This window comes from Cupriavidus sp. U2 (assembly GCF_009663685.2).
In the GTDB taxonomy this organism is placed as follows: Bacteria; Pseudomonadota; Gammaproteobacteria; order Burkholderiales; family Burkholderiaceae; genus Cupriavidus; species Cupriavidus necator_C.
Map to the genome: position 1 here is coordinate 563,742 of NZ_RCOG02000012.1, position 19,577 is coordinate 583,318.

The window sequence follows — 19,577 nt, forward strand, 5'->3', positions numbered from 1 at the left end:
ATGATTACCGAACCTGCAGAACCCGAAGACAACCGCGACGACATCACCGCCTACGAACTGATTGGCGGGGAAGGGCGCGTGCGCGAGCTGGTCGACCGCTTCTACGACCTGATGGACCTGGAAGCCGAATTCGCCGGGCTGCGTGCGCTGCACCCGCCCACACTGGACGGCTCGCGCGACAAGCTGTTCTGGTTCCTGTGCGGCTGGCTGGGCGGCCCGAACTACTTTATCGAGCGATTCGGGCATCCGCGCCTGCGGGCGCGCCATCTGCCGTTCGAAATCGGCACGAGCGAGCGCGACCAGTGGATGCGCTGCATGGCGCTGGCCATGCAGGACGTGGGGCTGCCCGAGTCGCTGCAGATGCGCCTGATGCAGGCGCTGTTCCAGACCGCCGACTGGATGCGCAATGTCCAGCGGTAAGCCGTTGCCGGCGGCGGCGCAGGCCGTGCTCGCGTTCTGGTTCGGCACGCCGGGATCGCCCGAATGGGATGGGTCGCGGCGCGAGTGGTTCGCCAAGTCGGACGACTTCGATGCCAGGATCCGCGAGCAGTTCCTGCCGGTCTGGCAGGCCGCCCACGACGGCGCCGACGATGACTGGTCCGTGACGCCCGAAGGCGCCTGCGCGCGCATCGTGCTGCTGGACCAGTTCCCCCGCAACATGTTCCGCGGCGATGCGCGCAGCTTTGCCACCGATGCGCAGGCGCTGGCCGTGGCGCGGCGCATGCTGGCCGACGGTTGGGACCGGCAACTGCCGACGGCCTGGCATCGCGTGTTCTGCTATCTGCCGTTCGAGCATGCCGAGTCGCTGGCCGACCAGGATATCTCCGTGCGCGAGACCACGGCGCTGCGCCAGGACACGTCCGGCCGGGTCGATGTCGTGGAATGGGCCATCAAGCATCACGAGATCATCGCGCGCTTTGGCCGCTTCCCGCACCGGAATGCGGTGCTGGGCCGCGAGAGCAGCGCCGAAGAGCTGGCCTTCCTGAAACAGCCCGGATCGCGCTTCTAGCCGCTTCCTGTGCCGGAAACGCCGCTTGTGGCCGCGGTGCCCGGCCCGGTGTGCTTATAATCGCAATCCTGCCGTTACACAGTCTTTCCGATACCCATGGAAGCCAAACCGCAAGCCGGTCCGCGCCGTACCCGAGACCGCATCCTCGACGTGTCGCTGCGCCTGTTCAATGAACTTGGCGAGCCCAACGTCACCACCACGACGATTGCGGAAGCCATGGAAATCAGCCCTGGCAACCTGTACTACCACTTCCGCAACAAGGACGACATCATCAACTCGATCTTCGTGCGCTTCGAGCAGGAGATGGAGCGCCGCCTGAAGATGCCGGAAGACCACAAGGCCACGCTGGGGGAGAGCTGGGGCTACCTGCAGTACATGTCCGAGTTCCTGTGGAACTACCGTTTCCTGTATCGCGACATCAACGACCTGCTGGCGCGCAACCGGATGCTGGAGACCAACTTCAAGCGCATCGTGGACCAGAAGAAGCGGTTCGCGCTGGAAATCTGCCGCCAGTTCCAGGAAGACGGCGACATGGAAGCCACGCCCGAGCAGGTCGATGCGGTGTGTACCAATATTGTTGTCATTGCCACCTACTGGCTATCGTTCCAGTTCGTGCAGCATCCGCGCCAGTACAACGATCCCGAGCAGATCCGCGGCTATCTGCATGGGTCGAGCTATCACATCTTCTCCATCCTGGCGCCATACCTGCGCGGCAAGGCGCGCGAGGCGTTCGACCAGCTGGCGCGCGAGTACGCCGCGGAAAAGGCGGCGGCCGAGGCGGCCAAGGCCGAAAAGGACAAAAAGTGAAATCGGTTTGCGTGTATTGCGGTTCGAGTCCCGGCTTCCGGCCGGAGTACGCCGAAGCGGCCAAGGCATTGGGCCAGACCATGGCCGAACAGGGCCTGGCGCTGGTCTATGGCGGCGGCAAGGTGGGGTTGATGGGCATCGTGGCTGATAGCGTGCTGGGGCACGGCGGCACGGCCATCGGCGTGATTCCCGACGCGCTGATGCAGAAGGAAGTGGGTCATCGCGGTCTGACCGAATTGCACGTGGTGCGCAACATGCATGAACGCAAGCAGATGATGGCTGACCGGTCCGACGCCTTCATCGCCATGCCCGGCGGCGTGGGCACGTTCGAGGAACTGTTCGAGACGTTCACGTGGGCGCAGCTTGGCTATCACGACAAGCCGGTGGGCCTGCTCAACGTGGCCGGCTTCTACGACGGCATGCTGGCGTTCCTGCATCACGCCGTGGGCGAGGGCTTCCTGAAGCAGGTACACGCCGACATGCTGCACGTATCGACGTCGCCGCAGGACCTGCTCGGCCAGCTGGCCGCCGCGCCGCGCGTGCGCGTTGACAAGTGGCAGGAAGGTCGCGAGAAGACGTAAGCCTGAAAGACTGCCGCGATGGAAAACGCCGCCAGCGATGGCGGCGTTCTGCTTTCTGGCGAAACGACTAGCCGAACGGGCGAGTCGAAGCGGCAAGTTCAGGGGCCTAGTTCATCAGCATCCCGATCCACCGCACGACGTGCGGGCCGCCGATCGCTATCCACGTGCCGCCGCAGAGAATCAGTGCCAGCATCACCGCCGCACTGCCGAAATCCTTGGCGCGCTTGGACAGGCTGTGGCGTTCCAGCGAAATCCGGTCGATGGCCGCTTCCACGCTCGAATTGAGCAGTTCCACGATCAGCACCAGCAACAGCGTGCCCAGCAGCATCACGCGTTCGACCACGGACACCGGCAGGATGAACGCACAGGGCGTCAGGATAACGACCAGCGTCAGTTCCTGGCGAAACGCACTTTCTTCCAGGACGGCATAGCGCAGGCCCGACAGCGAGTTGATCGCCGCGTGCCAGGCGCGCGTCAGGCCACGGTTGCCCTTGTGCGGATTGTTGGCGATCGAGTAATCGGTTTCCACCTCAGCCGCCACCCGGGTGGCGGTCGACCGGTGCAGCGACGGATCGGGCGGTAGCGTGGGTTGGGGCTTGGCCATGATCGGGTGCGACGGAAGATTCCGCATGATCGGATCCGCCAGCCGCGCTGGGCAGCGGACGCAGATGCGCAAGGAACTGCTCGGATGCCGCGCGCCACGAGAATTTCTCCGCGTGGGCACGGGCGGTGGCGCGGTCGATGCGCAGCGCCTCCAGGCAGGCCTCCCGCAAGTCTTCGTGCATCACGCCGGCCGGGCTGTCGCCAAGCACGTCGATTGGACCCGTCACCGGGTATGCCGCCACGGGCAGCCCACTGGCCAGTGCTTCCAGCAGGACCAGCCCGAAGGTATCGGTCTTGCTGGGAAACACGAAGACGTCTGCCGAAGCATACACCTTCGCCAGTTCCGGCTGCTTGAGCACCCCGAGGTAGTTGGCGGTCGGATAGCGCGCCTTCAGCGTGGCCAGCGCCGGGCCATCGCCAACGACCCACCTGGAGCCGGGCAGGTCGAGCTGCAGGAACGCTTCGACGTTCTTTTCGACGGCCACGCGGCCCACGTACAGGAAGATCGGATGGGCTGTGTTTAAAACGTTCGCTCGCTGCGCGGTGAAGACGTCCAGATCCACGCCGCGCGTCCACAGCACGCCGTGCGTGATGCCGTAGTCGTGCAGGTCCTTCAGCACCACCGGGGTGGGGGCCATGACGGCACGCGCCGGGCCGTGGAACCAGCGCAGGAAGCGATAGGTCCAGGCCAGCGGCACGCCGAAGCGCGCCTGCACGTATTCCGGAAACCGCGTGTGGTAGGCGGTGGTGAAGGGCAGCTTGTGTTTCAGGGCATAGGCGCGCGCGGCCAGCCCCAGCGGGCCTTCGGTCGCGATATGCAAGGCGTCCGGCCGGAACGTGTCGATGCGGCGGCGCACCCTGGCGGCCGGCAGGATCGACAGGCGGATCTCTGGATAGGTCGGGCACGGCACCGTGCGGAATTCCAGCGGGGTGAGCAGATCCACCGTGTGACCCATGGCTTCGAGTTCGCGGCGGGTCGACTTCAGCGTGCGAACCACGCCGTTGACCTGCGGTTCCCATGCGTCGGTGACAATCATGACTCTCATTGAGGCTCCTTGGGACGGCAGCGCCGTGGTGTTGTGGGGTGGCGGGTCCGCGCCGGGCAGGCCGGGGCGGGTCGAGCGGATGGGCGCTGGCTCGCGGGCCGGGCCAGGCGGTGGCCCGGGCCCTGTCAGGCCGCGATCCCGGCGGTGCGGCGGCGCCGGCGGGTGGCTGGCACTGGCGGATCGATCAGCGTGGTCCAGTAGACGATCTTCAACTCGCCTTCCATGGTTTCCACCAGCGCCGACAGGCTTTCCACCCAGTCGCCGTCGTTGCAGTAGAGCTGGCCGTCCACCTCGCGAATCTCGGCCTTGTGGATGTGGCCGCAGACCACGCCATCGCAGCCACGGCGGCGCGCCTCGTCCACCATCGCGTGTTCGAACGAATTGATGTAGCTCACCGCATTCTTGACCTGATGCTTCAGGTACTGGGACAGCGACCAGTAGTCGAATCCGAGTCGCGCGCGTACGCGGTTGAAGTGGCGGTTCAGCGCCAGGATCATCGTGTAGAGCGAATCGCCAAGGTAGGCCAGCCATCTGGCATGCTGCACCACCCCGTCGAACAGGTCGCCATGCACGACCCACAGGCGCTTGCCGGTGGCGGTGACGTGCACGGCGTCCTCGCGCACGCTGACGTCGCCGAAGGCCAGCCCGTCGAACTGGCGGGCACCTTCGTCGTGGTTGCCAGGGATGTAGATCACCTCGGTGCCCTTGCGCGCCTTGCGCAGCAGCTTCTGCACCACGTCGTTGTGACTCTGCGGCCAGTACCAGCCACGGCGCAGTTGCCAGCCGTCGATGATGTCGCCAACCAGGTAAAGCACGTCGGAATCGTTGTGCTTGAGGAAGTCGAGCAGGTAGGTCGCCTGGCAGCCCGGCGTGCCCAGGTGGATATCGGACAGCCAGATGGCGCGGTAGCGTTGCGCAGAAGGTTCGGCAGTGGCCGGCGGGCGGTTGCCGGCGTCGGCAGGGTCGCGCGAGGGGGTGACCCGGGCAGGGGACAGATCGGCCTGCGCTGGCATGAACGCCGCGTAGGCGGCAGACATCGAGAGCGTCGTGTCAGGCTTGCCGCGCAGGCGCTGCGCAACCCTCGACAGACTCACGCGTGCAGATCGGATGGCTTGAACCATGGTGGCCCCGGTATCGGCGATGGCTGCATTGAGCCAGTGCCGCATGACGGAGCCGTGACGGAAACATGAATGTCACATGAAGGTTGCCGGCCGCGGCGCGCCGCGATGGTTAGCGGGGCGTGACGATGGCGGGGGAGGCGGGCTGCCGCTGCAGCATGGCCAGTGCCGTCAGCGTCGCCTGCACGGCACGCGGGTCGCGCAGCAGCGACACATGGCCGATGCCGTCGAGCGCCAGATGCTGTGCGCCGTCAAGCCACGACGTGCCCGGTGGGCCGGCGATGGAGTCATGCCAGCTGAAGACCGATACGATGCGCGCGCGCATCGGCGGGGTCTCGGCGGCGGCCAGCGCGGCGAGCCACGGGCTCTGCCATCGCATCTGCCGTGCATTGCGTCCACTGCCGAAGCGCGCCAGCGCACAGCCCTGATGCGGGCTGCCCAGCGTAACGATGCCCGCGCAGGGGGTGTCACCGCCAGCCTGCGCAGCCAGCGCCTGCGCGGCGCGCGCGGCCAGTCCGCCCATGCTGTGGCACACCAGTAGCGGGGCCCGGCCCGCACGCGCTTGCATCTCGCGCATGCGCGCCAGCAGTTGCGGGGCGTAGTCGTCGATGTCGCCAAGCACCGGCGTCAGGTCGATGGCTTCGCAGCGGTAGCCCGCGGCGGCCAACGCCGGCGCCATGTCGAGCCAGACCGCGTGGTTGCAGCCGTAGCCGTGTACCAGCAGTACGTGGGGGGCATCTGGAAGGGGATGTGTGGGCTGGGCAAGGCTCAGCCGTGACCGGAACGGCTGCAGCCAGTTGAACATCCGGAAGACGGCGCGGCATTCGACCAGAAAGCAGCGCAGTGCTGCGCGGGCGTCAAGACGTTGCCGGGATGGCGCTTGATCGGGAAGCGGCGGCCGGTTCCGGCGCGGGATTCCCAGACCGCCAAGCGTGGCGCCGAACGCCCAGGCGACGCTGGCGCCGAAGGTCAGCAGCACGATGGCCAGGCCTGCGGCCAGTGCCGGCATCCATGCCCAACCGTGGCCCAGTGCCAGCCAGGCCGCCAATCCGCCCGCAGCCGCCGTCTGTACCAGCACGGCGACGCGACGCAGGGCGGCGGCCGTCAGGCTCATGGCTGCTGCGGGCGCAGGTCGGTCAGGCGGGTGCCGGCCAGTCGGTCATGCAGGAACTGGCGGCGCGGATCGAGCCATGCCAGCGACATCCAGATCAGCAGCCCGACGGTCAATACGCCGATAAACGGCCACAGCGTGAGGCCCATCGCGTGCCCCACGGCGGCCGCGGGCGGCAGCCACAGCCAGGCCAGCACGTAGCGCAGCAGCGCCTTGGGCCAGCCCGGCGGCTGGCCGGCGGTCGTCTCCAGGCGGATACGCCAGGTCTGCATCGCCAGCGTCTGGCCGTTACGCTGCCAGAACCACGAGAAATAGACGCCAAGCACGATGAACATCCATACCTGATCCACGTACACGTGGTGGAGCCCAAGCTGCTGGATCAGCGGACGGGCCAGGACCGAGACGGCGCTGGCGAGCATCAGCACGCCAAACAGCAGTACGCCTTCGTAGAGCATGCAAAGCAGGCGACGGCCCAGCGTAGGGGCGCGTGGCGGCGTGGAGGGAGTCTGGACGGAGGCGGCTGGCGTGGCGACAGGCATGGCGCGTGGCGGATCGGGGGAAGCGGCCATTATGCCAAACGGCGCACAGGGGGCCATTGCCGGAATTCCGGGGATGCGGGGGCGCGGTGGATCGCTGACGTTCCGTGAGCCAATCTGGTAACGCTGCCGAAGATCGGGGTGGGCCGGGCGGCTCTGCCGAAGCGGGTGTTACGGACGCGTTTCGGTCTGGTTGAAGTCAGTGGCCGCTTCGCCCGTCACTGGCGGCGAAAGCGTCGGCGCCTGGGCGGGCGAGGCCGGCATTGCCGCAGCCGGCGCGGCCGGCGCAGGTGCCGGGGCCGCCGGGGCGGTGGCTGCCGCGCTCCCCGCCAAGGCCGGCGCCCCGGGCGCGGATGCCGGCGAGGCTTCCGGTGCACTGGCCGGCCGGCCCTGATGGTGGAGCTGCCGGCTCGTATCGGCCGGCGGACGCTTGCCCGAAGGCAGCGCGCTGACAGCACCCGGACGGCGCGGTACCTTTTCGGCGGCGGCCAGCTTCTTCTTCTGCTCTTCCGGCAGTTGCTGGTAGCGATCCCACGCTTCCGCCTTCTTTTCCGGCGGCAACTGGCGCGTGATCTGATAGTTCTCGCGGGCCAGACGGCGTTGCTGCGGCGTCATTTTGACCCACTCGGCCATCCGCTCCTGCAGGCGCTGCTGTTCCTCGGGCTTGAGCGTGGGGTACAGGTCGGCAATGCGCTGCCACTTGCGGCGGTTCAGTTCGGGGATGGTGTCCCAGAGCGGCTGCAGCGGCGCCAGAATCTGACGATGCGGCGCAGACAGTTCCTGCCAAGTGGGATGGGCGTTGATGACGGGCCGCGCTGCCGGCTGGCTGGCCGACTGCGCTTGCTGGCCCTGGGCGTGCGCCTCTTCCACCACGACATCGATCGAAAGTGCAGCCAGGGTTGCGCCGGCGGCGCAAAGCGCGGCAAGCCGGCGACGGAGTGCGTCGGTACGGGAAGGTGCGCAGGCCATCTTATTGGTCGCGGTCCCGCTTCAGGAACACGTGAAAGCCCTGGTCGGCATAGGCCGTCGGGGGCAGGTCGTCGAGCAGCATCGCGGCATCGACATCGGCCAGTTCCTCGACGCGCTTCTGCTGCTGCCAGTGGTAGATGCCCATCAGACCGGCACCCAGCGCGACCAGCGTCCACACCAGTGCGAGCTTGCGCAGCCACGCACCGGCACGGTGCAGCGGGGTGTCATCCTCGTCGTCGAAGGCGTAGCCGTGCGGTGCATTGGGCAGCACGAGCTGCGGCACGTGAGCACGCACTTCAGCCTTCTTGGCGGCCAGCGCCATGCGCCGCGCGGCGGCCAGCCGTTCGGAAATGTCCCGCGGCAGCGCCTCCGCGGAGGCATCGAGTGCCACCCGGATCTCATGGGCGAAGCGCCGTTCCTGGATATCTCGTTCGTTTCTGCTCATAGTCGGACTCCCCGCGCACGCAACGCTTGCGCCAGCGTGTGCGTGGCGCGGGAACAGTGCGTCTTGACGCTGCCTTCCGAACAGCCCATCACGGCTGCGGTTTCGGCTACGTCCATATCCTCCCAGTAACGCATCAGGAAAGCCTCGCGTTGACGCGTGGGCAATCGCTGGATTTCCTGCTCGATGATATGCATGACCTGGGCCCGCTCGACCTTGTCGGCGCTGCTTTCGGCCATCTCCGTGCCGCTTTCGGCTTCCAGGGTGTCCAGCAGATCGCTGTCGTCGCCTTCGCGGTCGTCGCGCAGGTTGGAGAACAGGGTGACCCAGGTGTTCCGCACCTTCTGGCGCCGGAACCAGTCGTGAATGGTGTTCTGCAGAATGCGCTGGAACAGGGGCGGCAGTTCGTTCGGCCCCTTGTCGCCGTACTTTTCCGCCAGCTTGATCATGGCGTCCTGCACGATGTCCAGCGCAGCTTCGTCGTCACGCACGGCGAACACGGCCTGTTTGAAGGCGCGGCGTTCGACGCTGGCGAGAAAGTCTGAGAGTTCCTTGTCGGTGGCCATGCAGGCGAAAACAGCAGTTGGGCGGTCAGGCCAGGCCGAATGTGCCGGACTCGTCCTGTGGCACCCCGGAAATGTCTGCGATCCTAACAAAAAACACCTGCCCTCTGCCACTCCTGTATTCAAGTGCAGACATGCTCGCTTGACTGCGCAACGCACGATCGCCGCGCGGATGACCTGGACCGGGGCGACCGTGCAAAAAGTTCCGTCGATACATTTACCGCGCTGGTGCATTGCAGTATCATCGACGGTTCACGACATCAGTGGTTGTCTCATCAGACCGCTTATAAGGCGGTCTCTTCATGCAGACGCGCACCGCTTGAACCCGAGCCACAAGCCCGGCAGAGAGCATCCAAACAATTTTTTGCCGAAAATTGCAAAGGACAGAAATGAACATGCCCAGCGCGGAATTCTCCCACGCAGACAGCAATTCATCCTCCGGTCGGGAAATGATCGGAGCGGAAATCCTCGTCAACGCACTTGCCGAAGAAGGCGTCGAATACGTCTGGGGCTATCCCGGCGGCGCAGTGCTCTATATCTACGACGAGCTCCACAAGCAAACGAAATTCGAACATATCCTGGTGCGCCACGAACAGGCCGCCGTGCATGCCGCTGACGGCTATGCCCGCGCGACCGGCAAGGTGGGCGTGGCACTGGTGACTTCGGGCCCGGGCGTCACCAACGCCGTGACCGGCATCGCCACCGCCTACCTCGATTCGATCCCGATGGTGGTGATCACCGGCAACGTGCCGACCCACGCCATTGGCCAGGATGCGTTCCAGGAATGTGACACCGTCGGCATCACGCGCCCGATCGTCAAGCACAACTTCCTCGTGAAGGACGTGCGCGACCTGGCCGCGACGATCAAGAAGGCGTTCTTCATTGCCGCCACCGGCCGTCCCGGCCCCGTGGTGGTCGACATCCCGAAGGACGTGTCGCGCAACGCGTGCAAGTTCGAGTACCCGAAGGCCGTCGACATGCGGTCGTACAACCCGGTGAACAAGGGTCACTCGGGCCAGATCCGCAAGGCCGTGGCGCTGCTGCAGGCCGCGGAGCGTCCGTATATCTATTCGGGCGGCGGCGTGGTGCTGGCCAACGCCAGTGACGAACTGCGCGAGCTGGCCGCACTGACCGGCCATCCGGTGACCAACACGCTGATGGGCCTGGGTGCATTCCCCGGCACGCACAAGCAGTTCGTCGGCATGCTCGGCATGCACGGCACGTATGAAGCCAACATGGCCATGCAGAACTGCGACGTGCTGATCGCCATCGGCGCCCGGTTCGACGACCGCGTGATCGGCAATCCGTCGCACTTCACGGCGCAGGCGCGCAAGATCATCCATATCGACATCGACCCGTCGTCGATCTCGAAGCGCGTGAAGGTGGACATCCCCATCGTCGGCAACGTCAAGGACGTGCTGCAGGAACTGATCGCCCAGATCAAGGCCAGCGACGTCAAGCCCAAGCGCGAGGCGCTGGCGAAGTGGTGGGACCAGATCGAACAATGGCGTTCGGTGGACTGCCTCAAGTACGACCGCAGTTCCGAGATCATCAAGCCGCAGTACGTGGTGGAAAAGATCTGGGAACTGACCAAGGGCGACGCGTTCATCTGCTCCGATGTGGGCCAGCACCAGATGTGGGCCGCGCAGTTCTACAAGTTCGACGAACCGCGCCGCTGGATCAACTCGGGCGGCCTGGGCACGATGGGCGTGGGCCTGCCGTACGCGATGGGCATCAAGAAGGCGTTCCCGGACAAGGAAGTCGTCACCATCACGGGTGAAGGCTCGATCCAGATGTGCATCCAGGAACTGTCGACCTGCCTGCAGTACGACACCCCGGTCAAGATCTGTTCGCTGAACAACGGTTACCTGGGCATGGTTCGCCAGTGGCAGGAAATCGAATACGACAACCGGTATTCGCATTCCTACATGCAGGCTCTGCCCGACTTCGTGAAGCTGGCCGAATCGTATGGCCACGTGGGCATGCGCATCGAGAAGTCTTCCGATGTCGAGCCGGCCCTGCGCGAGGCATTCCGCCTGAAGGACCGTACCGTGTTCCTGGACTTCCAGACCGACCCCACTGAAAACGTGTGGCCGATGGTCCAGGCCGGCAAGGGGATCTCCGAAATGCTGCTCGGCGCGGAGGACCTGTAATGCGTCACATCATCTCGGTCCTGCTGGAAAACGAACCCGGCGCGCTGTCGCGCGTGGTGGGCCTGTTCTCGGCCCGTGGATACAACATCGAGACGCTGACGGTGGCTCCCACCGAAGATGCGTCGCTGTCGCGGATGACCATCGTCACCACCGGCTCGGACGACGTGATCGAACAGATCACCAAGCACCTGAACCGCCTGGTGGAGGTGGTCAAGGTGGTGGACCTGACCGAAGGCGCGCATATCGAGCGCGAGCTGATGCTGGTCAAGGTCCGTGCCGTGGGCAAGGAGCGCGAGGAAATGAAGCGCACCGCCGACATCTTCCGTGGCCGCATTATCGATGTGACCGAAAAGACGTACACCATCGAGCTGACCGGCAACGGCGGCAAGCTGGATGCGTTCCTCGATGCCATCGACCGCACCGCGATCCTGGAGACCGTCCGTACGGGCGGCTCCGGCATCGGCCGTGGCGAGCGCATCCTGAAGGTCTGACCGGCGCCCCCGGCAACAGAGCACGGCCACAAGCCGACACGCAGTATCCCGAAGCGGCGCGACGACCCCAACAGTCAGGTGTTGCGCCGCCACCCCAATACGAAGATTTGAGAAATTGAAGGAAATATCATGAAAGTGTTTTACGACAAGGACGCCGACCTCTCCCTCATCAAGGGCAAGAATGTCACCATCATCGGCTACGGCTCGCAAGGCCACGCCCACGCGCTGAACCTGAAGGAATCGGGCGTGAACGTGACGGTCGGTCTGCGCAAGAGCGGCGCGTCGTGGAACAAGGCCGTCAACGCCGGCCTGACGGTCAAGGAAGTGGCCGAAGCCGTGAAGGGCGCCGACGTGGTCATGATCCTGCTGCCGGACGAGCAGATCGCCGACGTGTACAAGAACGAAGTGCACGCCAACATCAAGGAAGGCGCCGCCCTGGCCTTCGCCCACGGCTTCAACGTGCACTACGGTGCCGTGATTCCGCGTGCCGACCTGGACGTGATCATGATCGCCCCGAAGGCGCCGGGCCACACGGTGCGTTCGACGTACTCGCAAGGTGGCGGCGTGCCGCACCTGATCGCCGTGCACCAGAACAAGTCCGGCGCCGCCCGTGACATCGCGCTGTCGTACGCCACCGCCAACGGCGGCGGCCGTGCCGGCATCATCGAGACGAACTTCCGCGAAGAAACCGAAACCGACCTGTTCGGCGAGCAGGCCGTGCTGTGCGGCGGTACCGTCGAGCTGATCAAGGCCGGCTTCGAGACGCTGGTGGAAGCCGGCTACGCGCCGGAAATGGCCTACTTCGAGTGCCTGCACGAGCTGAAGCTCATCGTCGACCTGATTTATGAAGGCGGTATCGCCAACATGAACTACTCGATCTCGAACAACGCCGAATATGGCGAGTACGTCACTGGCCCGCGCGTCGTGACGGAAGAGACGAAGAAGGCCATGAAGCAGTGCCTGACCGACATCCAGACCGGCGAATACGCCAAGAGCTTCCTGCTGGAAAACAAGGCAGGCGCCCCGACGCTGATCTCGCGCCGCCGCCTGACGGCCGAGCACCAGATCGAGGAAGTGGGTGCGAAGCTGCGCGCGATGATGCCGTGGATCGCCAAGAACAAGCTGGTCGACCAGTCGAAGAACTAAGCAGTACGGGCAGAAGCGGGCACCGGGCCGATGCGGCCAGGTGCCTCGCCAGTGCCGCAGCCGCCCAGTCGGCCGCCGGTCTTTTGTGATTGCACAAGACATTTCGGCGGTGACTGGGCGGCTTTTTGTTATCCTTGTCGGACTTTTTCAGGCGCCGGCCTGAATTTTTTCTTATCTCTCGCGCCGACATATCCTGAATGCATGCCACGCGGTACGCTGCGGGCTGGCTTTTCGACAGGATGTGCACCGTCTGTGCGAACAACAGAACAACGCTTGCATGAACTATCCTCATCCGCTTATCGCCCGTGAAGGCTGGCCGTTCCTGGCCGGCGCTTTCATCATCTCGCTGCTGGTGCATGTCAGCGCGGGCTTCTGGTGGGCGTTGCCGTTGTGGATCATCACGATCTTCGTGCTGCAGTTCTTCCGCGACCCGCCGCGGCCGATTCCGTCGGCCCCCAATGCCATCCTGGCGCCGGCCGATGGCCGCATCGTGGTGGTCGAAAAGACCCAGGACCCGTATGCCGGCCGCGAGGCGCTGAAGATCAGCGTATTCATGAACGTGTTCAACGTGCATTCGAACCGCGCTTCGCTGGACGGCAAGGTCGAGAAGCTCGAGTATTTCCCGGGCAAGTTCGTCAATGCCGATCTGGACAAGGCATCGCTGGAAAACGAGCGCAACGCGGTGGTGATCCGTCGCGCGGCGGACGGCCAGCTGGTGACGCTGGTGCAGGTGGCCGGCCTGGTGGCACGCCGCATCCTGTGCTACACGCGGGTAGGCGACACGCTGTCGCGCGGCCAGCGTTACGGCTTCATCCGTTTTGGCTCGCGTGTCGACGTGTATCTGCCCGTCGATGCCCGCCCGCGCGTGACGATCGGCGAGAAGGTGTCGGCCTCGTCCACCGTGCTCGCCGAGCTGGACGTCCAGGCCTGAGGCCGGACCGGTCAGCGACAGGAGACCTGGCATGGGTGCCTTCAACCGACGCAACAAGCGCGTGAGCAATGGCAACGTGACGCATCTGCGTCCGTTCCGCCATAACCAGCTGCGCAACGACGCCGCCTACGAGGCCGACGAGCACGACATCGAGTACGTGCGTCCGCGCCGGCGCGGCATCTACCTGCTGCCCAACGCGTTCACCACGGCGGCGCTGTTCGCGGGGTTCTTCGCGATCGTGCAGGCCATGAACATGCGCTTCGACGTGGCGGCCATCGCCATCTTCGCGGCCATGGTGCTCGATGGCATGGACGGCCGCGTCGCGCGCATCACCAATACGCAGAGCGCGTTTGGCGAACAGTACGATTCGCTGTCGGACATGACATCGTTCGGTGTGGCGCCGGCGCTGGTGATGTACGAGTGGATCTTGCACGACCTTGGCAAGTGGGGCTGGATTGCAGCCTTTGTCTATTGCACCTGTGCCGCGCTGCGGCTGGCGCGTTTCAACGCCAATATCGGCGTGGTCGACAAACGCTTCTTCCAGGGTTTGCCGAGCCCGGCCGCGGCCGCGCTGGTGGCCGGGTTTGTCTGGCTGGCCATCGACAACAAGCTGCCCGTGAAGGAACTGTGGATGCCGTGGGTTGCCTTTGCGATCACGCTCTATGCGGGCCTGTCGATGGTGTCGAACGCGCCGTTCTACAGCGGCAAGGCGCTCGACGTGCGCTACCGCGTGCCGTTCGGCATGATGGTGCTGGTGCTGGTGCTGTTCGTCATCGTGTCGTCCGACCCGCCGGTTGCACTGTTTGGCCTGTTCGTGGCCTATGCGATTTCGGGCTACCTGCTATGGGCCTGGCGTGCGGTGCATGGCCAGCCGGGCGGGGTGGTCAAGGCGCGTGCCAGCGGTAACGGCAACGGCGCGGGCAGCGGCAACTGACCGGATCTTGAAGAAAAAGGCGCTCATCGGGCGCCTTTTGTTTTTCCGTTCGACAACCTCAGGAGAATGTCATGGGCATGTTCGACTTCATCAAGGAAGCGGGAGAGAAACTGTTCGGCAAGGGCGAGGCGAAGGCGGCACAGGAGGCTGCCGCAGCCGATCCGTCCGCAAGCGACAAGGCCGAGGCGGCCAACCGCGCGGCCGGCGACGCGATCGAGGCCTATATCGCACAGATGGGACTGTCCGCCACGGGCCTGACCGTGACCGTGGACGGATCGCAGGGCAAGGTCACCGTATTCGGTGTGGCGCCCGATCAGGCCACGCGCGAGAAGATCATCCTGTGCTGCGGCAATGTGGAGGGGGTCGAGTCGGTCGAGGACAAGATGTCGGTCAACGTGGAAAGCGACGAGTCGCAGTGGCACACCGTGGTGAAGGGCGACACGCTTTGGGCGATTTCCCAGGCCGCGTACGGCAATGGCGCCGAATACAACAAGATCTTCGAGGCCAACAAGCCGATGCTGACGCACCCGGACAAGATCTACCCGGGGCAAAAACTGCGCATTCCTCCGAAATAACCCGGTTGCGCCGCCGCACCAAACGAGCTATAGTCGCCGACATGATTTCGCACCAGACCCAGATCGCCCGCACCACCCTAGGTGGCCTACTAGGCCATCAGGTCGGGACGCGCGCGCGCTAAGGGACTCGGTTACCCCTCCCTGGCGCGGAAATCACCAGGATTTTTGAAAACGCCCCGGCCTGCATTCATGCACGCCGGGGCGTTTTGCATTCCGATCCGAATGCCCGGTGTCGCGATTGCGGGACGGCGGACCAGTACATAAGGCACAGCCCAGGAGCTCCACAAAATGTCTGACAAACTCATCATTTTCGACACCACCTTGCGCGATGGCGAGCAGTCGCCCGGTGCGTCCATGACCCGCGAGGAGAAGATCCGCATTGCGCGTCAGCTGGAGCGCCTGAAGGTCGATGTGATCGAGGCCGGTTTTGCGGCCAGCTCCAATGGCGATTTCGAAGCGATCCGCTCGATTGCCCAGGTTGTTAAGGATTCTACGATCTGCTCGCTGGCTCGCGCCAACGACAAGGACATCGCGCGTGCCGCCGAGGCCCTGAAGCCGGCCAACTCGTTCCGTATCCACACGTTCATCGCCACGTCCGCGCTGCATATGGAGAAGAAGCTCCGCATGACGCCGGACCAGGTCTACGAGCAGGCCCGCCTGGCCGTGCGCTTTGCGCGTCAGTTCACGGACGATATCGAGTTCTCGCCCGAAGACGGCAGCCGTTCGGACATGGATTTCCTGTGCCGCGTGCTCGAAGGCGTGATTGCCGAAGGCGCCACCACGATCAACCTGCCGGATACCGTGGGCTACGCCGTGCCGGAAGGCTATGCGGAGCTGATTCGTTCGGTGCGCGAGCGGATTCCGAATTCGGACAAGGCGATCTGGTCGGTGCATTGCCATAACGACCTGGGCATGGCCGTGGCCAATTCGCTGGCGGCGGTGAAGCTGGGCGGCGCGCGCCAGATCGAGTGCACGATCAACGGTCTGGGCGAGCGCGCCGGCAACACGAGCCTGGAGGAAGTGGTGATGGCCGTGAAGACGCGCCGCGACTACTTCAATATGGACGTTGGTATCGATACCACGCAGATCGTGCCGGCCTCCAAGCTCGTGTCGCAGGTCACCGGATTCGTGGTGCAGCCGAACAAGGCCGTGGTGGGCGCCAATGCGTTTGCCCACGCCTCGGGCATCCACCAGGATGGCGTGCTCAAGGCGCGGGACACCTACGAGATCATGCGCGCGGAAGATGTGGGCTGGACCGCCAACAAGATCGTCCTGGGCAAGCTCTCGGGCCGCAATGCATTCAAGCAGCGCCTGCAGGAACTGGGCATCGAGCTCGAAAGCGAAGCCGAAATCAACGCCGCGTTCACCCGCTTCAAGGAACTGGCCGACCAGAAGGCCGAGATCTTCGACGAAGACATCCTGGCGATCGTTTCCGATGAGGAGCAGGAAAACGCCAACGAGCACTATCGCTTCGTGTCGCTGTCGCAACGCTCGGAAACCGGCGAGCGTCCGCACGCCCGCGTGGTGTTCAACATCGATGGCGCCGAGCAGGCTGGCGAGGCCGAAGGCAATGGTCCGGTGGATGCGACGCTGCACGCCATCGAAGGGCGCGTGAACAGCGGTGCCGAACTGGTGCTGTATTCGGTGAACGCCATCACGGCCGGTACGCAGGCCCAGGGCGAAGTGACCGTGCGCCTGTCCAAGGCTGGCCGCATCGTCAACGGCGTGGGTACCGATCCGGACATCGTCGCCGCATCGGCCAAGGCCTACCTGGCTGCACTGAACAAGCTGCACGACAAGGCCGTGCAGAAGATCAATCCGCAGATCTGACCGTTATCTGACCTGATTCCTGCGATGCGATGGCGGGGCTCACAAGGCCCCGGCTGTCATGAACCGCCCGCCCCGATGCGTATCCCGCAGGGCCCGGGCGGTTTGTCGTTTGTGCGCGCTCAGCGCGGGTCCGGGCGGTCGCGCAGCGGATCGGGGGTGATCAGCGTGCGGCGCAGCACGCCCGCATCGTCGAACATGAAGTTGAACATCGAGTACCACTGGTCTTCGTGCAGGAAGCGGTAGCTCCAGGCTTCCTGTTTCAGGCGCGGGTAGTACTCGATCGGCTCGCGCGGGGCGCCGAAATGTTCCAGCACATCCTTCTTCGTCCACGCGTCGACCTTGGCCTTGTAGAGCTCGGTCGTGGTCAGCATCTGCCGGAAATTGGTCAGCTTGCCGTCGCGGTCGAAATCGGCCGCATAGGAATATTCGCCAAGCGGTTGTTTCGAGTAGAACCAGCGGGTGGTGCCGTCGTCGAGCCGGTACACATCGGTGGGTTTGCCGAAGGTTGCCGCCACGGCGCTTTGCGGTTGGCCTACGAGCTTCAGGCCGGTGTTGACGGGGGCCAGGGCAGGCCCCAGGCTGCTGCAGCCGGCCACGGCCCCGGCAGCCAGTGTCAAGGCGGCGATCCAGTGCCGGGCGACTGTCGGAAATGTCGTCATGTTCAGTGATTTGCGGCAAAAAGTGCACGAGTCGTAGTGTAGCGGGCCCGGGCGCAATGTGTGTACCATCGCGGCTTTTGCGCAGAGAAGGGAAGTCGAATGGGCGGAATCCGAACAAGCGGGCACATGGCCCGGCTGCGGGCGTGGCTGGCCGCGACGCTGTGCTGCGTGGCGACGGCCGCGGCGGCACAGCAGCCGGCTGGCGCGCCGATCCGGCTCGGGATGATCGACGGGTTATCCGGCCCCTTCGCCAACGCAGGCGAGGCCGTGGTGCGCAACCTGCGGATCGCGATCGATCGCATCAATGCCCGCGGTGGAGTGAAGCTGCCCGATGGCGCCCATCCGATGGAACTGGTGACGTTCGACAGCAAGGGCAATGTCGACGAGAGCCTGATCCAGTTCCGCAGCCTGGTCGACAAACGCATTCCGTTCGTCCTGCAGGGCAACAGTTCGGCCGTGGCCAGCGCGCTGGTGGCGGCGATCAATCGCCAGAACCAGCGCCAGCCCGATGCGCGCGTGCTGTTCCTGAACTATTCGGCGGTGGACCCCACGCTGACCAACGAGAATTGCAGTTTCTGGCATTTTCGCTTCGACGCCAGTGCAGACATGCGCATGCAGGCGCTGACCGAGGCCATCCGCAGCGAACACGCGGTGCGCAAGGTCTACCTGATCGATCAGGATTACAGCTTCGGGCATCAGGTGGCCCGGTCCGCGCGCGAAATGCTGGCCGCCAAGCGGCCCGATATCCAGGTGGTGGGCGACGAATTCCATCCCGTCGGCAAGATCAAGGACTTTGCCCCGTATATCGCCAAGATCAAGGCCAGTGGCGCCGACGCCGTGATTACCGGCAACTGGGGCAACGACCTGACGCTGATGGTCAAGGCCGCGCGCGAGGGCGGCCTCAACGCGCGCTTCTACACGTTCTATGGCAACGGCCTGGGCGCGCCCGCCGCCATGGGCGATGCCGGCGTGGGCCGGGTGCTGGCCGTGGCGGAATGGCATCCGAACGTGGGCGGCGCGGCATCCGACGCGTTCTACCAGGCGTTCCGCACCCGCTATCCCGATCCGCGCGACGACTACGTGCATCTGCGCATGCAGATGATGGTGGAAATGCTGGCCCGCGCGATCGAGCAGGCTGGCGGCACCGACGCCGTGGCGGTGGCCTACGCGCTGGAGAACATGCGTTTCACGAACGGTTTCCACGAGGCCACGGTGCGGGCGGACGACCACCAGGTGCTGCAGCCGCTCTACGTCTCGATGATGGCAAAGCAGGGCGGGGAGGTGCGTTTCGACAACGAGGGCTCCGGCTACGGCTTCCGGACCGTCAAGAAGCTCAAGACGGCCCAGACCACGCTGCCCACCACGTGCCGGATGGAGCGCCCGGCGCGAAATTGAGCCATTGCCGGTGGCGGGCTTCGCCGCCGGACGGAATTCGGCTATAATCCGCGGCTGTCGTCCGCAAGTCATCTGGCTACGGACGGCGGATGCCGAGTCAAAAAGCAAGGCACGACGCAGGCGGCGCATCCCGTGCTGCAGCGTTCGCAAGTGAAAGGAAAACATCATGGCAATTGCCAACAAGTCCGAAGTCATCCAGAAGTTCGCCCGCGGCGCCAACGACACGGGTAGCCCCGAAGTCCAGGTCGCACTGCTGACCACCCGCATCAACGAACTGACCCCGCACTTCAAGGCCAACATGAAGGATCACCACAGCCGCCGCGGTCTGCTGCGCATGGTGAGCCGTCGTCGTCGCCTGCTGGACTACCTCAAGTCCAATGACGCTGACCGTTACCGCGCCCTGATCGAAGCCCTGGGCCTGCGCAAGTAAGGTCTGCGGATGGCAGCACGGATCCTGCAAGCGTTGTTCAAGCACGATTTCACGTGAGGCCACGATGCCTGCGCCAGCACTGCTGGGGCAGGCATTTTGCTTTTCTGCACCGGCGATTTTTGACCGGGCAGTGATGGATGTGATGTTTATTTCACACTAAACCCGGGCGAATTTGCCCGGACGCCGTTGCGCCACGCCGTGCGACGGAGTAAGTTACCTCGCTCTTTCTGACACCGGAACTGGCCAAG

At 64.8% G+C, this 19,577-nt stretch carries 22 protein-coding genes; 13 read left to right on the plus strand and 9 right to left on the minus strand.

The genetic code is table 11. The features are described from left to right. The 4 genes from D9X30_RS12785 to D9X30_RS12800 all read left to right on the plus strand — a co-directional run bounded on the left by D9X30_RS12785 (position 1) and on the right by D9X30_RS12800 (position 2,397). Positions 1-420, plus strand: a complete 420-nt coding sequence (locus D9X30_RS12785) for a group II truncated hemoglobin (protein WP_153947570.1) — start codon at positions 1-3, stop codon at positions 418-420. Beyond that, positions 407-1,009, plus strand: a complete 603-nt coding sequence (locus tag D9X30_RS12790) for a DUF924 family protein (protein WP_153947571.1) — start codon at positions 407-409, stop codon at positions 1,007-1,009. Before D9X30_RS12785 ends, D9X30_RS12790 begins: the two co-directional genes overlap by 14 nt. Positions 1,010-1,105: 96 nt before the next feature. Next, positions 1,106-1,816, plus strand: coding sequence for a TetR/AcrR family transcriptional regulator (locus D9X30_RS12795; protein WP_029050993.1), 711 nt, complete (start codon positions 1,106-1,108; stop codon positions 1,814-1,816). Further along, positions 1,813-2,397: an LOG family protein gene (locus D9X30_RS12800; protein ID WP_249640952.1), complete on the plus strand. Its 585-nt coding sequence runs from the start codon at positions 1,813-1,815 to the stop codon at positions 2,395-2,397. Before D9X30_RS12795 ends, D9X30_RS12800 begins: the two co-directional genes overlap by 4 nt. Positions 2,398-2,503: 106 nt before the next feature. Here the strand turns inward: D9X30_RS12800 and D9X30_RS12805 are convergent, their stop codons facing one another. The 8 genes from D9X30_RS12805 to D9X30_RS12840 all read right to left on the minus strand — a co-directional run bounded on the left by D9X30_RS12805 (position 2,504) and on the right by D9X30_RS12840 (position 8,788). Further along, entirely contained in the window at positions 2,504-3,001 is a 498-nt protein-coding gene (locus D9X30_RS12805; protein ID WP_153947572.1) for a diacylglycerol kinase, read from the minus strand. After that, positions 2,928-4,046, minus strand: a complete 1,119-nt coding sequence (locus D9X30_RS12810; RefSeq protein WP_153947573.1) for a glycosyltransferase family 4 protein — start codon at positions 4,044-4,046, stop codon at positions 2,928-2,930. The genes D9X30_RS12805 and D9X30_RS12810 overlap by 74 nt, the downstream gene beginning before the upstream one ends. Before the next feature lie 125 nt (positions 4,047-4,171). After that, positions 4,172-5,167 carry a UDP-2,3-diacylglucosamine diphosphatase gene (locus tag D9X30_RS12815; RefSeq protein ID WP_153947659.1) on the minus strand — a complete coding sequence of 332 codons (996 nt, stop codon included), beginning with the start codon at positions 5,165-5,167 and terminating at the stop codon, positions 4,172-4,174. Positions 5,168-5,276: 109 nt separating this feature from the next. Further along, a complete protein-coding gene (locus D9X30_RS12820) occupies positions 5,277-6,278 on the minus strand; it encodes a lipase family alpha/beta hydrolase (protein WP_153947574.1) in 1,002 nt (333 codons plus the stop codon). Beyond that, positions 6,275-6,814 carry an RDD family protein gene (locus tag D9X30_RS12825; RefSeq protein ID WP_153947660.1) on the minus strand — a complete coding sequence of 180 codons (540 nt, stop codon included), beginning with the start codon at positions 6,812-6,814 and terminating at the stop codon, positions 6,275-6,277. Before D9X30_RS12825 ends, D9X30_RS12820 begins: the two co-directional genes overlap by 4 nt. A 168-nt stretch (positions 6,815-6,982) precedes the next feature. Continuing rightward, positions 6,983-7,780, minus strand: coding sequence for a DUF3106 domain-containing protein (locus D9X30_RS12830; RefSeq protein WP_153947575.1), 798 nt, complete (start codon positions 7,778-7,780; stop codon positions 6,983-6,985). A 1-nt stretch (position 7,781) separates the two neighbouring features. Further along, entirely contained in the window at positions 7,782-8,225 is a 444-nt protein-coding gene (locus tag D9X30_RS12835) for a DUF3619 family protein (RefSeq protein ID WP_153947576.1), read from the minus strand. Further along, positions 8,222-8,788, minus strand: a complete 567-nt coding sequence (locus D9X30_RS12840) for an RNA polymerase sigma factor (RefSeq protein WP_153947577.1) — start codon at positions 8,786-8,788, stop codon at positions 8,222-8,224. The genes D9X30_RS12835 and D9X30_RS12840 overlap by 4 nt, the downstream gene beginning before the upstream one ends. A gap of 386 nt (positions 8,789-9,174) precedes the next feature. On the opposite strand from D9X30_RS12840, the gene D9X30_RS12845 reads away from it, so the two are divergent. The 7 genes from D9X30_RS12845 (at position 9,175) to D9X30_RS12875 (ending at position 16,845) form a co-directional block, all read left to right on the plus strand. Next, positions 9,175-10,938 carry an acetolactate synthase 3 catalytic subunit gene (locus D9X30_RS12845; protein WP_029050864.1) on the plus strand — a complete coding sequence of 588 codons (1,764 nt, stop codon included), beginning with the start codon at positions 9,175-9,177 and terminating at the stop codon, positions 10,936-10,938. Next, positions 10,938-11,429: an acetolactate synthase small subunit gene (ilvN, locus tag D9X30_RS12850; RefSeq protein WP_008643328.1), complete on the plus strand. Its 492-nt coding sequence runs from the start codon at positions 10,938-10,940 to the stop codon at positions 11,427-11,429. The genes D9X30_RS12845 and ilvN overlap by 1 nt, the downstream gene beginning before the upstream one ends. A 129-nt stretch (positions 11,430-11,558) precedes the next feature. After that, the gene (ilvC, locus tag D9X30_RS12855) at positions 11,559-12,575 is read left to right on the plus strand and encodes a ketol-acid reductoisomerase (RefSeq protein WP_029050863.1); all 1,017 of its coding nucleotides are present in this window, start codon (positions 11,559-11,561) and stop codon (positions 12,573-12,575) included. 277 nt (positions 12,576-12,852) lie between these two features. Then, positions 12,853-13,506: a phosphatidylserine decarboxylase gene (locus D9X30_RS12860; protein WP_066738990.1), complete on the plus strand. Its 654-nt coding sequence runs from the start codon at positions 12,853-12,855 to the stop codon at positions 13,504-13,506. Positions 13,507-13,537: 31 nt separating this feature from the next. After that, positions 13,538-14,440, plus strand: a complete 903-nt coding sequence (gene pssA, locus D9X30_RS12865) for a CDP-diacylglycerol--serine O-phosphatidyltransferase (protein ID WP_153947578.1) — start codon at positions 13,538-13,540, stop codon at positions 14,438-14,440. Between the two features lie 71 nt (positions 14,441-14,511). After that, positions 14,512-15,015, plus strand: coding sequence for a peptidoglycan-binding protein LysM (gene lysM / locus D9X30_RS12870; RefSeq protein ID WP_153947579.1), 504 nt, complete (start codon positions 14,512-14,514; stop codon positions 15,013-15,015). Positions 15,016-15,303: 288 nt separating this feature from the next. Next, positions 15,304-16,845, plus strand: a complete 1,542-nt coding sequence (locus D9X30_RS12875; protein ID WP_153947580.1) for a 2-isopropylmalate synthase — start codon at positions 15,304-15,306, stop codon at positions 16,843-16,845. A gap of 119 nt (positions 16,846-16,964) precedes the next feature. On the opposite strand, the gene D9X30_RS12880 is transcribed toward D9X30_RS12875, so the two are convergent. Then, a complete protein-coding gene (locus D9X30_RS12880) occupies positions 16,965-17,504 on the minus strand; it encodes a hypothetical protein (RefSeq protein WP_194946504.1) in 540 nt (179 codons plus the stop codon). A 126-nt stretch (positions 17,505-17,630) separates the two neighbouring features. Here D9X30_RS12880 and D9X30_RS12885 point away from each other — a divergent pair, with 126 nt between their 5' ends. Together D9X30_RS12885 and rpsO are read left to right on the plus strand one after the other, a co-directional pair. Continuing rightward, a complete protein-coding gene (locus tag D9X30_RS12885; RefSeq protein ID WP_228770879.1) occupies positions 17,631-18,899 on the plus strand; it encodes a branched-chain amino acid ABC transporter substrate-binding protein in 1,269 nt (422 codons plus the stop codon). A 166-nt stretch (positions 18,900-19,065) separates the two neighbouring features. After that, positions 19,066-19,329, plus strand: a complete 264-nt coding sequence (gene rpsO, locus D9X30_RS12890; RefSeq protein WP_153947581.1) for a 30S ribosomal protein S15 — start codon at positions 19,066-19,068, stop codon at positions 19,327-19,329. Positions 19,330-19,577: the final 248 nt, after the last annotated feature.